14 protein-coding genes are annotated in these 15,953 nt (G+C 55.3%); 6 read left to right on the plus strand and 8 right to left on the minus strand.

Going from position 1 to position 15,953, the window contains the following annotated elements; genetic code table 11:
• Positions 1-17 precede the first annotated feature (17 nt).
• The 4 genes from FDW92_RS22500 (at position 18) to FDW92_RS22515 (ending at position 3,638) form a co-directional block, all read left to right on the plus strand.
• A complete protein-coding gene (locus FDW92_RS22500; RefSeq protein WP_042312943.1) occupies positions 18-959 on the plus strand; it encodes an ABC transporter substrate-binding protein in 942 nt (313 codons plus the stop codon).
• Positions 960-1,078: 119 nt separating this feature from the next.
• Positions 1,079-1,762 (plus strand): D-lyxose/D-mannose family sugar isomerase, encoded by a 684-nt coding sequence (locus FDW92_RS22505; protein ID WP_042312945.1) that lies wholly within the window; start codon positions 1,079-1,081, stop codon positions 1,760-1,762.
• Positions 1,763-1,776: 14 nt separating this feature from the next.
• Positions 1,777-2,637: a ketose 1,6-bisphosphate aldolase gene (locus tag FDW92_RS22510; protein ID WP_042312948.1), complete on the plus strand. Its 861-nt coding sequence runs from the start codon at positions 1,777-1,779 to the stop codon at positions 2,635-2,637.
• On the plus strand, positions 2,634-3,638 hold the full coding sequence (locus FDW92_RS22515) for a carbohydrate kinase family protein (RefSeq protein ID WP_137400707.1): 1,005 nt from the start codon (positions 2,634-2,636) through the stop codon (positions 3,636-3,638). Before FDW92_RS22510 ends, FDW92_RS22515 begins: the two co-directional genes overlap by 4 nt.
• 3 nt (positions 3,639-3,641) lie before the next feature.
• Here the strand turns inward: FDW92_RS22515 and FDW92_RS22520 are convergent, their stop codons facing one another.
• Positions 3,642-4,373: a response regulator transcription factor gene (locus tag FDW92_RS22520; protein WP_042312951.1), complete on the minus strand. Its 732-nt coding sequence runs from the start codon at positions 4,371-4,373 to the stop codon at positions 3,642-3,644.
• A 288-nt stretch (positions 4,374-4,661) separates the two neighbouring features.
• Here FDW92_RS22520 and fdhF point away from each other — a divergent pair, with 288 nt between their 5' ends.
• Entirely contained in the window at positions 4,662-6,809 is a 2,148-nt protein-coding gene (fdhF, locus tag FDW92_RS22525) for a formate dehydrogenase subunit alpha (RefSeq protein WP_079225655.1), read from the plus strand.
• 103 nt (positions 6,810-6,912) lie between these two features.
• The gene (gene yjcO, locus FDW92_RS22530; protein ID WP_042312956.1) at positions 6,913-7,602 is read left to right on the plus strand and encodes a Sel1 family TPR-like repeat protein YjcO; all 690 of its coding nucleotides are present in this window, start codon (positions 6,913-6,915) and stop codon (positions 7,600-7,602) included.
• A 53-nt stretch (positions 7,603-7,655) separates the two neighbouring features.
• On the opposite strand, the gene gltP is transcribed toward yjcO, so the two are convergent.
• The 7 genes from gltP to nrfA form a co-directional block, all read right to left on the minus strand.
• Positions 7,656-8,969 (minus strand): glutamate/aspartate:proton symporter GltP, encoded by a 1,314-nt coding sequence (gene gltP / locus FDW92_RS22535; protein WP_137400708.1) that lies wholly within the window; start codon positions 8,967-8,969, stop codon positions 7,656-7,658.
• A 344-nt stretch (positions 8,970-9,313) separates the two neighbouring features.
• On the minus strand, positions 9,314-9,934 hold the full coding sequence (gene nrfG, locus FDW92_RS22540) for a heme lyase NrfEFG subunit NrfG (RefSeq protein WP_042312961.1): 621 nt from the start codon (positions 9,932-9,934) through the stop codon (positions 9,314-9,316).
• Positions 9,931-12,144: a heme lyase NrfEFG subunit NrfF gene (nrfF, locus tag FDW92_RS22545; protein ID WP_052511205.1), complete on the minus strand. Its 2,214-nt coding sequence runs from the start codon at positions 12,142-12,144 to the stop codon at positions 9,931-9,933. Before nrfF ends, nrfG begins: the two co-directional genes overlap by 4 nt.
• Positions 12,145-12,152: 8 nt before the next feature.
• A complete protein-coding gene (gene nrfD / locus FDW92_RS22550) occupies positions 12,153-13,109 on the minus strand; it encodes a cytochrome c nitrite reductase subunit NrfD (protein ID WP_137400709.1) in 957 nt (318 codons plus the stop codon).
• Positions 13,106-13,777, minus strand: a complete 672-nt coding sequence (gene nrfC / locus FDW92_RS22555) for a cytochrome c nitrite reductase Fe-S protein (RefSeq protein ID WP_137400710.1) — start codon at positions 13,775-13,777, stop codon at positions 13,106-13,108. Before nrfC ends, nrfD begins: the two co-directional genes overlap by 4 nt.
• Positions 13,774-14,340: a cytochrome c nitrite reductase pentaheme subunit gene (gene nrfB, locus FDW92_RS22560; RefSeq protein ID WP_005132587.1), complete on the minus strand. Its 567-nt coding sequence runs from the start codon at positions 14,338-14,340 to the stop codon at positions 13,774-13,776. Before nrfB ends, nrfC begins: the two co-directional genes overlap by 4 nt.
• A 44-nt stretch (positions 14,341-14,384) precedes the next feature.
• Positions 14,385-15,821 (minus strand): ammonia-forming nitrite reductase cytochrome c552 subunit, encoded by a 1,437-nt coding sequence (gene nrfA / locus FDW92_RS22565; RefSeq protein WP_038636304.1) that lies wholly within the window; start codon positions 15,819-15,821, stop codon positions 14,385-14,387.
• Positions 15,822-15,953: the final 132 nt, after the last annotated feature.

The following is a 15,953-nucleotide window of genomic DNA, read 5'->3' on the forward strand; positions in this document are numbered from 1 at the left end:
TACGTGAGGAAACGAGTATGCGTTTGAAGCCATTAGTGACCGCGCTCTGTGCTGGCGCACTGCTTGCTGCAGCTCCGTTTGTGCAGGCAAAAGAACTGAAATCGATCGGCGTTACGGTGGGCGACCTGGCGAACCCATTCTTCGTGCAAATAACCAAAGGCGCGGAGCTGGAGGCACGTAAACTGGCGGGTGATAGCGTCAAAGTGACGCTGGTCTCCAGCGGCTACGATCTGGGGCAACAGGTGTCGCAAATCGACAACTTTATTGCCGCCAAAGTCGACATGATTATCCTTAACGCCGCGGACTCCAAAGGCATCGGTCCGGCGGTAAAACGCGCGAAAGACGCCGGGATTGTGGTGGTGGCCGTTGACGTGGCGGCGGAAGGCGCAGACGCGACCATCACCTCCGATAACACTCAGGCGGGTGAAATGGCCTGCAAATACATTACCGACCGTCTGAAAGGGAAAGGCAACGTCGTCATCATCAACGGACCGCCGGTTTCCGCCGTCCAGAACCGTGTGGAAGGCTGCCAGACCGAGTTCAAACGCCATCCGGACATCAAGGTGCTGTCGTATAACCAAAACGCCAAAGGCAGCCGCGAGGGCGGGCTGGAGATCATGACCGCGCTGCTGGCGGCAAATCCGAAGATCGACGGTGTATTCGCCATTAACGATCCCACGGCGATCGGTGCCGATCTGGCGGCAAAACAGGCGCAGCGTAACGAATTCTTTATTGTCGGCGTCGACGGATCGCCAGACGGTGAAGAGGCGCTGAAGCGCGAAAACTCATTATTTGTGGCGACGCCGGCACAAGATCCGCAGGTGATGGCTGCCAAAGCGGTCGAAATCGGCTATGACATACTGCAGGGGAAACCCGCCCCAAAAGAGCCCGTGCTGATCCCGGTGACAATGATCGATAAAAACAACGTTGCCAATTATAAAGGTTGGACGGTGAAATAACCCGCCACAGCAACGTCGGATAGCGGCAAAAATGCCTTCTCCGGCCTACAAGATCGGTATGAATTTGTAGGCCGGAGAAGCGCAGCGCCATCCGGCATTATTCTAAGGAGAATTCTGCGATGAAACGCTCCGCAATAAACGAAATCCTTGGCCACACGCGCCAGTTTTTTTCTCTGCACGACGTGCACCTCCCCCCTTTCGCCAGTTTCCCGCCGACCCAATGGCGCAAGCTTGATGCTTCTGCCTGGAGCGAAGTTTTCGACCTTAAGCTCGGTTGGGATGTCACCGCCTTTGGCGGCAACAATTTCGCCGCGCAAGGGTTAACGCTGTTCACCCTGCGTAATGGCTCGCCGAAAGGTATGCCTTACGAGAAATGCTACGCCGAGAAAATCATGCATGTTCGCGAGGCGCAGGTCACGCCGATGCATTTTCACTGGCGCAAACGCGAAGACATTATCAATCGTGGCGGCGGTAATTTAATAGTGGAACTGTGGAATGCGGGGCTGCGGGAGCAAACGGAGGACAGCGACGTGAACGTGGTGATTGACGGCTGTCGGCAAACCCATGCCGCGGGCAGCCAACTGCGCCTGACGCCGGGTGAGAGCATCTGCCTGCCGCCGGGCCTGTATCACAGCTTCTGGGCGGAAAAAGGTTTTGGCGACGTGCTGGTTGGCGAGGTCTCATCTATTAATGACGACGACCACGATAACCATTTTCTGCAACCTATCACCCGCTATAACGACATTGAAGAAGATGAACCGGCGCAGCTGGTGCTGTGTAACGAATATCGCCTGTTCCGCTAACCAAGGAGCGCATTATGCCGTTGATATCTCTCGCCGATGGCCTCGCCCATGCCCGTGAGCACCGCTATGCATTAGGCGCATTTAACGTTCTGGACTCGCATTTCCTGCGCGCCCTGTTTGCCGCGGCTAAACAGGAACGTTCGCCGTTTATCATCAACATCGCCGAGGTGCATTTTAAATATATCTCGCTGGATTCTCTGGTCGAAGCGGTCAAATTCGAAGCCGCCAGGCACGACATTCCGGTGGTGCTGAACCTTGACCACGGCCTGCACTTTGAGTCAGTGGTGCGGGCGCTACGCTTAGGTTTCAGTTCAGTGATGTTCGATGGCTCCACGCTGGAGTATGAAGAAAATATCCGCCAGACCCGCGAAGTGGTGAAGATGTGTCATGCCGTCGGCGTCTCGGTGGAAGCCGAACTGGGTGCGGTGGGCGGTGATGAGGGCGGCGCGCTGTACGGTCATGCTGACGAGTCGTTGTTTACCGACCCGATGATGGCGCGTGATTTCGTCGACAGAACCGGGATTGACGCGCTGGCGGTCGCCATTGGCAATGCGCACGGCAAATATAAAGGCGAACCGGAACTCGACTTCCCGCGTCTGGACGCTATTCGCCAGCAGGCGGCGATCCCGCTGGTACTGCACGGCGGTTCAGGCATCAGCGATAACGATTTCAAGCGCGTAATTGAACTCGGTATTCACAAAATCAACTTCTATACCGGCATGTCGCAGGCGGCGCTGACAGCGGTAGAGTCGCGGATGGCCAATCGCCAGTCGCTGTACGACGAGTTTGCCGAACTGCTGCTGGCCATTGAAGAGGCCATTACCGATACCGTTTCTGAACAAATGCGCATTTTTGGCAGTGCGGGGCAGGTCTGATGGAACGCAAAGGCGTTATCGCCGCAGGCAACATGCTGGTCGATCATGTCCATCAAATTGTGCAGTGGCCGGAACGCGGCTGGCTGGCAGAAATCACTCGTAGCGAACGCGCCACGGGCGGTGCGCCGCTGAACGTGCTGCTGACGCTGGCAAAAATGCACACTGGGCTGCCGTTGCAGGCGGTGGGGTTAATCGGTCAGGACAGCGACGGCGACTACATCATGGCGATGCTGGAGCAGTATCACGTTAATCGCCAACATGTGCAGCGCACCACATTCGCCCCCACATCGATGTCGCAGGTGATGACCGATCCCAGCGGTCAGCGCACTTTTTTTCATTCGCCCGGTGCCAATCGACTACTGGATTTACCCGCCTTTGAGCAACTGGATACCTCGATGAAAATCTTCCATCTTGGCTATCTGCTGCTGCTCGACAGTCTGGACATGCCGGATGAGGAGTACGGGACGCGTAGCGCACGGCTGCTGGCGCAAATGCGCGACAACGGCTTTGAAACGTCGTTGGATCTGGTCTCGCGTAAGGGCGATCCGCGCTACCAACTACTGGTGATGCCGGCCCTGCGCCATCTCGACTATCTGGTGATTAACGAGCTGGAGGCCGGGGAGTTCAGCGGGCTGGAGATTCGCCAGCCCAACGGCGAGCTGCATATTCCCCATATCGCTACCGCCGCGCGCGAACTGCTGGATGCAGGCGTGCGCCAGCGGGTGGTGATCCACTGCCCGGAAGGTGCCTGGGGTGAAACGCCGGATCTGCCGGGCGTCTGGATACCGTCACAGTTACTGGCGCAAGAAGAGATTGTCGGTAGCGTCGGCGCAGGAGATGCGTTTTGCGCCGGATTTCTGTATGGCTGTCATGAGCGCTGGTCGCTGGCAGACAGCATCAGACTGGCGCACGCCTGTGCGCGGGCAAGCTTGCTGTGCGCTAACGCGATAGATGGCGCGAAAACGCTGGCAGAGTTAAAAGCGACTATGGCTGATGCCTGACGATCACGCCGCTTTATCGTGATGCTGCACATCGGCGGCAAACACATAGCCCAGCCCGCGCAGGGTTTTGATCAGCATTGGCTGGTGCGGGTTGTTCTCTATTTTGCGCCGCAGCCGCATGATTAACACGTCAATAGTGCGGTCAAACACCTCAACGCTGTCGCTGCGCGTCAGTTCCAGCAATTGCTCACGGCTGAGCACCCGACGAGCGTTTTGCGCCAGCGCCAGCAGCAGGCTGTATTCGCCCTGCGTCAGCTCCACCTTCAGTTGTTGAGGGTTATGTAACTGGCAACCGGCGGTATCCAGATGCCAGCCATTAAAGGAAAGTCCCGTGGTTTGCGGGCTGCCGCTTTCAGGCGTCAACACGCCAACGCGTCTGAGCACCGCCTTTACCCGCGCCACCAGCACCCGCGCATTGAACGGTTTCCCGATATAGTCGTCAGCGCCCATTTCCAGTCCGACCACCACATCCGACTCGCTGCCTAAGCCCGTCAGCATGACTACCGGTAATCCGGGCCTCATCTTTTGCACCTGCTGCAACACCATCAGACCGTTGATATCGGGCAACATCATGTCCAGCAATACCAGAGCGATATCCGGCTGAGTCTCAATGCAGCGCAGCGCCTCCTGTCCGCTATGGCACGCGCTCACTGCAAAGACGTGCTCGCTCAGCACGTCCTGTAATAGCGTGCAAACAGCCTCGTCATCATCCACAACCAGTATGGCTGGCTTCATTGTTTTTCCCCATTTCAGGCCAACTTAAATGAGTGTGATTGATTCTGCACAGAGTGACAGCGATAAGGCACAAGGTTGTGCGGGAAACATAACCTCGGTCACACTGCCGGACCGTCACGTATTGGAGATTCGTCACGTCAAATATGACGACAGCCTGTTTTTCGTCAGAGTTTTGACCAAAAATCGCCCGTAATATTGACTAATGCCCCTGAAAAAAACATGGCATAAAAGATGCATAAGCAAAGCGACAAGCGCGTATGCGCGATTTGATTAACTGGAGCGAGACCGATGAAAAAAGTCGTCACGGTTTGCCCATATTGCGCATCAGGTTGCAAAATCAACCTGGTGGTCGATAACGGCAAAATCGTCCGGGCTGAGGCGGCGCAGGGGAAAACCAACCAGGGTACCCTGTGTCTGAAGGGCTACTATGGCTGGGATTTTATTAATGATACCCAGATCCTGACCCCTCGCCTGAAAACCCCAATGATCCGTCGCCAGCGTGGCGGCAAACTGGAATCTGTTTCCTGGGATGAAGCGCTGAATTACGTCGCCGATCGCCTGAGCGCCATCAAAGCGAAATACGGCCCGGACGCTATTCAGACGACCGGGTCATCTCGCGGTACAGGTAACGAAACCAACTATGTAATGCAAAAATTCGCGCGCGCCGTTATTGGTACCAATAACGTTGACTGCTGCGCTCGCGTCTGACACGGCCCATCGGTTGCAGGTCTGCACCAATCGGTCGGTAACGGCGCAATGAGTAATGCTATCAATGAAATTGATAACACGGATTTAGTGTTCATCTTCGGGTATAACCCGGCGGATTCCCACCCGATCGTGGCGAATCACGTGATTAACGCTAAACGTAACGGGGCGAAAATTATCGTCTGCGATCCGCGCAAAATTGAAACCGCGCGTATTGCCGACATGCACATCGCGTTGAAAAACGGCTCGAATATCGCGCTGCTCAACGCCATGGGGCATGTCATCATCGAAGAAAAACTGTACGACCAGGCGTTCGTCGCCTCCCGTACGGAAGGATTCGAAGAGTACAGCAAGATTGTCGAAGGCTATACGCCGGAGTCTGTCGAAGATATCACGGGCGTTAGCGCGCACGATATTCGTCAGGCTGCGCGTATGTACGCCACGGCGAAAAGCGCGGCGATTCTGTGGGGCATGGGTGTGACCCAGTTCTATCAGGGTGTGGAAACCGTGCGTTCACTGACCAGCCTCGCGATGCTGACCGGTAACCTCGGTAAGCCAAGCGTGGGCGTTAACCCGGTTCGTGGCCAGAACAACGTTCAGGGTGCCTGCGACATGGGCGCGCTGCCGGATACCTATCCGGGCTATCAGTACGTTAAATTCCCGGAAAACCGCGAGAAGTTCGCTAAAGCCTGGGGCGTGGAAAGCCTGCCTGCACATACCGGCTATCGCATCAGCGAACTGCCGCACCGTGCGGCGCATGGCGAAGTGCGCGCGGCGTACATTATGGGTGAAGATCCATTACAGACCGATGCTGAGCTCTCCGCAGTGCGCAAAGGCTTTGAGGATCTGGAACTGGTCATCGTGCAGGATATCTTCATGACCAAAACCGCCGCTGCCGCAGACGTTATTTTACCGTCTACGTCATGGGGCGAGCATGAAGGCGTCTTCTCTGCGGCTGACCGTGGCTTCCAGCGCTTCTTTAAAGCCGTTGAGCCGAAGTGGGATCTGAAAACGGACTGGCAGATTATCAGTGAAATCGCCACCCGTATGGGCTACCCGATGCACTACAACAACACCCAGGAAATCTGGGACGAGTTGCGTCATCTGTGCCCGGATTTCTACGGCGCCACTTACGAGAAAATGGGCGAACTGGGCTATATCCAGTGGCCTTGCCGCGACACCTCAGATGCCGACCAGGGTACGTCTTACCTCTTCAAAGAGAAGTTTGACACCCCGAACGGCCTGGCGCAGTTCTTCACCTGCGACTGGGTAGCGCCAATCGACAAACTCACCCCAGAGTACCCGATGGTACTGTCGACGGTGCGTGAAGTCGGCCACTACTCTTGCCGTTCGATGACCGGTAACTGTGCGGCGCTGGCCGCGCTGGCGGATGAGCCTGGTTATGCCCAGATCAACACCGCTGACGCAGAGCGTCTGGGTATTCAGGATGAAGATCTGGTGTGGGTTAACTCACGTAAAGGCCGGGTTATTACCCGCGCGGCAGTCAGCGATCGTCCAAACAAAGGTGCGATTTACATGACCTACCAGTGGTGGATTGGGGCATGTAATGAACTGGTAACCGAGAACTTAAGCCCGATTACCAAAACGCCGGAGTACAAATACTGTGCCGTTAACGTTGAACGCATTGCCGATCAGCGCGCTGCCGAGCAGTATGTTATTGATGAGTACACCAAGCTGAAAGCCAGCCTGCGCGAAAGCGCGATGGGTTAGTCCGTTTACGTACCTGTTCTGCAACAGCCTCCGCCCGGAGGCTGTTTTTTTATCCATACGATCTCTTTATACTGTTCATTCCGTACCCTAAATAAAACTCAAAATGAAACAACTTTTTGCATTGATGTTCCTCGTGACATTCTTTGCCCATGCCAGTGATACTGAGCCAGGAAGCCAGTATTTACAGGCAGCAGAGGCAGGTGACCGACGCGCACAGTATTTCCTCGCCGATACCTGGTTCAGTTCAGGCGATTTGAGTAAAGCCGAATACTGGGCGCAAAAAGCCGCCGACAACGGTGATGCGGATGCATATGCTTTGTTGGCGCAGATTAAGATAACCAACCCGGTCAGTCTGGATTACCCTCAGGCCAAAACGCTGGCGGAAAAAGCGACGCAGGCGGGCAGTAAGGCTGGGGAAATTACGCTGGCGCGTATTCTGGTGAACACCCAGGCAGGCCGCACCGATTACCCCAAAGCCATTACCTTGCTGCAAAACGCCTCCGAGGATCTGGAGAATGACTCCGCCGTCGACGCGCAAATGCTGCTCGGGCTGATTTACGCCAACGGCGTAGGCATTCCTGCTGACGATGAGAAAGCGACGTGGTATTTCAAGCGTAGTTCAGCCATTTCCCGCACCGGTTATTCCGAATACTGGGCCGGGATGATGTTCTTAAACGGCGAGCAGGGTTTTATCGAGAAGAATAAACAGAAAGCGCTGCACTGGTTGAATCTGAGCTGTATGGAAGGATTCGATACCGGCTGCGAAGAGTTTGATAAGTTAACCAACGGGTAATAGTTTGCATTGCCGGATGGCGGCGCAAGCGCCATCCGGCAATCTGTCATTAATTACTGATTAGCGGTCTTATCAAATTTACCCAGCACATCGCGCTCATAGGCCAGCGCTTTCTTGCGGTCAAATTTATGTTCCCACTTGGCGATAACCAGCACGGCCAGCGCATTACCCACCACGTTCAGCGCAGTACGCGCCATATCGAGGATACGGTCAACACCGGCAATAAACGCCAGACCTTCCAGCGGGATCCCAACGCTGCCGAGCGTTGCCAGCAGCACCACAAAAGATACGCCCGGCACGCCCGCAATCCCTTTCGAGGTCACCATCAGCGTCAGCACCAGCACGATTTCCTGCCACAGCGACAGATCGATACCGTACAACTGAGCAATAAAGATAGCGGCGATACTCTGGTACAGCGTTGAACCATCAAGGTTGAATGAGTAACCGGTCGGCACCACAAAGCTGGTGATTGACGCCGGTGCGCCGTAGGCTTCCATCTTCTCGATAATACGCGGCAGCACGCTCTCGGAACTGGCGGTCGAGTAGGCCAGAATCAGCTCGTCTTTCAGAATGCGGATCAGGATCCAGATGCTCAAGCCGCAGATACGCGCCACGATCCCCAACACCACCAGCGCGAAGAACAGGATGGCGAAATGCACCAACAGCACCAGCTTCGCCAGCGGCCACAGGGAGGCAAAACCGAAGTTCGCGACGGTAACAGCGATCAGCGCAAAAACGCCGACTGGCGCGTAACGCATCACCATGTGCGTCACTTTAAACATGGTTTCGGAGATAGAGCGGAATACCGTTACCAGCGGCTCGCGGTGAGTTGCCGGCAGAGAAGACAGACCTAAACCGAACAGTACCGAGAAGAAGATAATCGGCAGCATGTCGCCTTTTGCCATCGACGCGACGATGTTGGTCGGCACCAGTGACAAAATCGTGCCCATCAGTCCATGCGCGTGGCTCTGTACTTCCGCGGTGGTGCTCTGATATTTCGAAATATCGACGGTTGCCAGTTGCGACATATCTACCCCGGTACCGGGCTGGAACACGTTCGCCAGCGTGATACCAAGGATAATCGCCACGGTGGTGATCACTTCGAAATAGATAATCGTTTTGGCGCCAATACGACCCAACTGTTTGGCATCACCTACCCCGGCGATACCGACAATCAATGTAGAGGTAACAATTGGTACGACGATCATTTTGATCAGGTGGATAAAGATATCGCCCGCCGGAGACAGCAGGTTTACAATCAGCCATTCACGGCTGTCACTATGGTAATGCAGGTAACTCCCTAGCAGAATGCCCAGCACCATAGCGATTAGAATCTGCCATGCCAGGCTGACTTTCAAATTTTTCATAACAACGGACTTCCTCGATGGAGCGCTATTCCACATGCAGCGCGTGGGAATAGTACATACTGAAAGGGTATGATTTGTGTTGCGTTCGTTTATGGAGTTTTTTAACGCTTATTATCATTATCATCTGCATGGCATTCAGCGCAACCCTCTGAGAACAGGGCCTTTCGCTGATTATTTGCATAAAAATGCAATTTTATCGGGGTAATGATGAATAACTTTTTGTTATAAAAGAATTTTAATATGATCAAAAATGAAGAAGTCAGGATATGAGTTTTTTTTGCTCGCTTGTTCGTTCGCCTGTTTTTTAAACAGGAAAAATGATACAAATCACAAATAAAACAAATTTATTTTTGCCGATTCTGCAACAACTTCGCCATATTAATAGAGTCAATGAGCTGTGCCCGGTTCACCCTCGGCGAGTTTAAATCCATAACCTTTTGCCACACTGAAATAGCCTGGGCGTAGTCTGCCTGCATAAACGCATCGGAAGCTAACAGCATCAGCGCAGTGACCTCTGCCGGGTCAAGCGCCAGAGCCTTATCAATCATCTCGCGAGTGGGCGGCGTCATATGTTGTCCGGCCTGGTAATACAATACCGTTGCCATCGCTGAATAGATCTCAGCATTTTCACCGCCGACACGCAGCGCCTGTTCGTAGGCCAGCAGCGCATTATGATACGCGTTTTGCCACAGATAGTACTCACCCAGTTGCGCCCATTTCACGGCGTCCTGTGGATTAGCGCGAATTTGCGATTGCAGAGATAGCAGCCGTTTTTCCTGAATATTTTCATCAGAAAAAGCATGTAAAGGGTCTGCCAGACGCGCCTGCTCCTGACGTGCCGCCTGCCATTTTGGCGTTAACAGGTAACCGCCGATGCAGGCCACAACCATCAGCCCCACCGCAACAGCCAGCCGCTTCACGGGCATTGGACGTAACGGCGCAGTGGAATGTTCGGCCTGGCTCATTGTTCATCCTCCTGCGCACGCTGACGCTTTCTCACCCGCCAGACCACCACGCCCAACAGCAATAACAGCAGGCACGGCAGCGCCCACAATAGCAGCGTTTGCTCATTCAGCGGCGGGTTGTAGCGCACGAAATCACCATAGCGGTCGGTCATCCAGGCGGTGATTTCCGCTTCGCTTTTACCTTCGGCAACCATGCTGTAAACCTGATGGCGCATACTGACCGCCACGGGCGCATTGGATTCCAGCAAGTTCTGGTTCTGACACTGCGGACAGCGCAGCTGACTGGCAATAGACAGCGCTTTCTCCTGCTGCTGCGGATTGTCAAAGCGCCAGGTATCCACAACCTGGGCGTGGGTGGCAAAAGGCAGAAAAATCAGTAAAGCCACAAGTAACATCGTTTTGCCGGATGGCGGCGTGAACGCCTTATCCGGCCTACCCTGCTTTTCACTCGTAGGCCTGATAAGCGCAGCGCCATCAGGCAATAACTCAGGATGCTTCCTCCCTCGCCATGCGCTCAGCAACGCGCCAAACACCATCAACAATCCCCCTCCCCAGATCCAGCGCACGCCGGTCTGCACGTATAAGCGCATGGCGTAACGGTCCGGTCCGGTTTTTTCTCCCATCACTGCGTACCAGTCATGCATCAGATTCCAGCGGATACCCGGCTCCATCATCTGTTGACGACGCGCGGCATAGAAGCGCCTTTCAGGCTGCAGGCTACCGATACTCTGCTCATTTTGCCACAACGTGATCAGCGCTTTTTCACTGGTGTAGTTACCTTTGGCTTCCAGGTCGAGACGCTCAAAACGGAAAATGTAGCCCGCCAGATCCACCTGCTGCCCGGGGCTCAGATTCAGGCTTATCTCCTGACGACTACCGCTGGAAAAGACGATCCCTGCCGCAAACACCAGTACCCCGGCATGCGCCAGCAGTGCGGGAAGCTGACAACGCAAAGAGACTTTGCGGCTTCTGATTGTCGCCAGTACGATAACCAACAGCATCAGCAGGCCAAAGGGCAGCGTGGCGCGGTTAAAGTACGGTGCGCCCACGGAGAGCCTCCCCCAGCCAAACAACCCGTAAATCATCGGATAGAGGGTGCCAATAAGCACAATCAGCAGCACCGCGCAAAAAAGTAATAGCGCGACCAGAATCAGCATCTCGCGCGACCAGCCGCCAAAACGCGCACTCTGGCGGACTTGCTGGCCTCGCCAGGCGTATAGCCCCAGCGACGCCAGGCTCAATACGCTAAACAGCGCAAACAGCGGCGCGGCACGCACGTTATCCAGCGCGAAAGCATGCACCGAAACGAGAATGCCGGAACGCACAATCAGCGTCCCCAGCAGCGATAAGATCAGCGTGACAATCGCCAGCAACAGCGACCAATGGCGGAAGATCCCCCGCTGGCGCGTGACATACAGGCTATGCAGCAGCGCGCTGGCGGAGAGCCAGGGTAATAAGGAGGCATTTTCGACCGGGTCCCAGAACCACCAGCCGCCCCAGCCCAGCTCGCAGTAGGCCCACCAGGAACCGAGGATTATCCCCAGCGTCAGCGCGCACCAGCCGGGCAGCGCCCAGCGCCAACACACCCAGGCGCTCTGCGCGTTAAAGTCACCGCGCAGCAGTGAGGCCAGCGCCACGCCCGCGGCTACCATCAAACCACCGTAACCCAGGTACAGCAGCGGCGGGTGGAGGATTAACCCAAGATGTTGCAGCATCGGGTTAAGGTCCCGTCCTTCTATAGCAGGCGGGAAAATACGCACGAAGGGATCGGACCAGACCACCACAAACAGCAGCAACAGCGCCGTCACCATTGACAGGACGCTGAGCGTCAGCGGAAACAGTGGGTCAGAATCACGCCGATAGCAAAGAGCGAACAGCGCGCTCCAGCCGGAAAGAAACAGAACCCACAACAGCAGCGACCCTTCATGGCCGCCCCACACCGCCGCCAGTTTTAATCCCCACGGCAGCAGGCTGTAGCTGTGCTGAGCAACATAGACCACCGAAAAGTCGCTGGTCAGAAAACAGAATACCAGAATGGCAAAAGCCAGCAGCAGCAGCGCAAACTGCGTCCATACGCCGACGCTTGCCAGGCGCATCACGCCCTGCCAGCGCTGGCGGACACCCACCAACACGGCAAGTGGGGTCAACACGTTGACCCCGAGGCTTAATAACAGTGCCAGAAAACCGGCTTCAGGAAGGAGAACGTCCAGATATCACCTTACGCAACGGTTAGCTGACCCGCATAGAGAATGAAAAAGCGCAGCAGCAGTACGCCGGTCAGGCTGGCGCCGCATACTGCCAGCACGCCATGAAACGTCGAACTGCGGTTGGCCCAGGGTTTTAGCAACATCGGCAGTATCAGCCCAAGCCCAGCCACGCCAAGCCAGAACCACCAGGTCCAGAATCCGCCGCCCAGCGCCGCCGCCAGCGCGCGCATTTTGCCGTCATCGCCCAGCGCCAGGCCGACGAAGAACGCCGCCAGCAGGAAGATCTCCAGCCATACCACCGGGACCTCCACGCGATGCACAAAGTGCGCTTCAGTGCTGTGCGGGTTGCTACGATGGCGTAACGCCATGGCGATCAGCGCCACCGCCGCGCCGGAGGAAATCCCGGAGAACAGGAATAGTACCGGCAGAATCGGGTTATTCAGGAACGGGTAGGACTTCAGCGCCGACAGCAGAAACCCGGTGTACGCCCCGAGCAGAACCGCCAGCACCAGCATTAACGTCTCCAGCGCACGATGAAACGGCGTTATCAGCGTCAGCGCTTTCTGCACGATCCCTAACCGCGGCAGCCAGCGTTGTTGCAGGGCAATCACCTCTTTTTCAAAGATTTTTGCCAGCCACAGCACCAGTACCACCATATACAACTGGAACAGCATGACCCCCATCGACATCACCGAAGTGAAGCTGTAGTGGAACATCAGTTTCCAGAAGGTCCACGGCCGCGTCAGGTGGAATACCAGAATCAGCAAACCGAAGATAATCGCCCCCGGCCCTAACACCAGCGTAGTGCGCAGCAGCGTGCTGTCCGAACCGCCCGTCTCCGGATGGAAGCGGCGCAGCAGAATCGCCAACGTCACCAGTCCGGCGGAGATGCCAATCAGGAACAGATAGATGGCGATGGGCCAGTCCCACACCAGTGATTCAAAATGAAATGCAGAAGCGGGTGTCATTGGCTCACCTCCCCATATTTAAAGGGAACGCGGTAGACCTTCGGCTTTGTGCCCAGCGCCAGCTTGTAACGGTAGGTGGTTTTCTGCTGCAACAAACGGGAGATATCGCTGTTGGGATCGTCCAGATTACCAAACGTCAGCGCCTTCGTCGGACATGACTCAACGCAGGCGGGCTGTTTGCCCGCTTTCAGGTTAGTTTTCCGGCAGAAATCGCATTTATCCGCCGTTTTGCTCACCGGATGGATAAAGCGCACGCGATAAGGACACGCGGCGATGCAGTACTGACAGCCAACGCAAAGGTCAGGGTTCACATCCACAATACCGTTGGCGGCATCGCGATACGATGCCCCTGTCGGGCAGACGTCAACGCAGGGGGCATGGTCGCACTGCTGGCACGAGTGGCGGAAAAAGCGATACTTCACATCAGGAAACGTCCCATGCGGCTCGCTGCGAATAATCGTCAGGCGCGATACGCCGTCCGGCACGCTGTTGACTTCCCGACAAGCATCCATGCAGGCCGTACAGCCGATGCATAATGACTCATCGTGTACCATACCGTAACGCACGCCGTTGATGTTCAACGTCTTTGCCACAACGCGTCCCGCCGTCCCGCTCACTGCCACCAGCGCGCCGACGCCGGTGATAAACTGGCGACGAGAGCAACTCATGGATGCTCCTTAAGCAACGGAACCGACGCCGGGTTAAAGTTCGGATTGTTACGCTGATCGCTGTGGCAATCGACGCAAATCTTGATCCGTCCTTTATCGCTTAGCGTCTGCATCGTGTCTTGCTTCGGATGCAGTGAGTGACAGCTGGCGCACGCTACTTTTGTGACGTGGACATCGTGCGGCCAGAACGCTTTTTGCAACTGCTCAGGCAGGTGACAGGACATACAGACGCTGTTCTGCTGCTCCACGTTGTACATTGGCTCATTAAAGCGCATCACATCCTTCACCCCTTCGCGGTGGTTCGGTGACGGCTGGCCGTGACAGTTAGTGCAGGTGACCGGCAGTTTGTTGTTCGGGTTAATGACTTCCGCATGTTTACCATGCATACCTTCGGTATCCGGCTTGTGACAATCCAGACAGGCAGCATCCGGATTACGCTGCTGAGTAACCGTCCAGCGTTGATCCGACTCCTGCGGCGTTGGCGTGGCAGTGATTCCACTCAGGCTCCAGAACAGGCCTGACGCCAGCACCCCAGCAGTTAATAACGAACGTAATACGCTCATATTCACTCCGTTGAGTTATCCGCCCCTTACGGGGCGGAATGGGGTTATTGGCTTAACAGACCGTTTTTACGCGCCTGCTCTTCCCACTGCGGAATCACCGTTTTGATGAAGTCCTGCTTCTCAGCATTAATTTGCTGCATGTTCAGACCAATCGCCGCCTGGGCTTTCTCTTTGGTAGAGATATCCGGTAACGGGATTTCATGCGTGATACCTTTGGTCGCCAGCAGACGAACCAGTTTGGTACGTGCGTCGGCGGCTTTATCCATTGCGCTACCCAGCATCCGCAGACCTTCTTCCGGCGCGTGCATATGGATGCCGTGTGAGGCGATAGACAGATCCCAGCGCCATTGCGCGTGACGGATATCTTCCAGAATCGGCTTCATTTCCGCTTCGGTCGCACCCGCATCCCATGCGGCTTTCGCTTCGAAATGCGCATGTACCAGTTGATCTTCAACCTTGATTTTCAGGTCATGAATGGCCTGTTTACGCTCGGCGACCACTTTTTGCAGGGACGCTTTGTCCTGGGTGTGGCAGTTCGCACAGGTTTGGGCGAAGTTATCGAACGGGTTGCCAATCTTGTGATCGGTATAGATCTTACCTTCCGCGTTTTGCACTTTCGGCATGTGGCAGTCAATACAGGTCACGTTGTTCTTACCGTGAATGCCCGCGCTCCAGGTCTCATATTCCGGGTGCTGCGCTTTCAGCATCGGGGTTTTGGACAGAGAGTTAGTCCAGTCAGAGAAGGCGATGGTGTCGTAGTATTTCTCCATGTTCTCGACTTTCATGCCCTCATCCCACGGGAACTTAACGGCTTTGTTCTTACCGTCGAAGTAGTACTCCACGTGGCACTGGCCGCAGACCATGGATTGCTGATCAAAGCGACCAGCTTTCTCAAATGGTTTGCCGATGGCTTCCATCGCGCGCTCAGCGTAAGGACGCGACAGTGTCAGTTCTGGCTTGCCTTTGGCGAAGTCCGGCGACGCGGTGTTATGGCAATCGGCACAACCGAGGTTGTTAACAATTTCCGGACCGCCGCGCGCCCATTTACCGTGGAAGTAACCATCTTCACCGTCTTTCTGGATCAGACGCGCCACATCCGGGCTTTTGCAGCTCCAGCAGGCCATCGGCAGCGGGCCGTCTTCGGCCGTTTTTGGTGCGCCGGTACGTAAAGTTTCACGTACATCGGTCACCGCATACGCGTGCCCGCGCGGTTTGTTGTAATCGCGCGAGAATGGATATCCCGCCCACAGGATCACCAGACGCGGATCTTCTGCCAGCGCATCTTCACGGGCTGATTGCTCAGACGTGGCTTTCCAGGAGAGATATTGATCGGGATGCTGAGGGGCGAAGGTTTCATTCTTCGCTTCAACGGTGACGGTCTTTGCGGGTACAGGAGTTTGTTCAGCGTGAACAGCAGAGATAAATAATAAAGGTAATAACAGGCTGAAGAAACGGCGTACGCGTGATTTTGTCCTTGCCATAGGGGTCTCATCCAGATGACGCCATTATCTGCAATGGCGGTTCTTTTATTGTTTTCCATAACAGCAACCACACGAATACTGTCATGACATTGCTCCCCCCAATTTGTAACAAGAAACCACACTGAAAATGTT

Source organism: Citrobacter sp. wls706 (assembly GCF_005281305.1).
In the GTDB taxonomy this organism is placed as follows: Bacteria; Pseudomonadota; Gammaproteobacteria; order Enterobacterales; family Enterobacteriaceae; genus Citrobacter; species Citrobacter werkmanii.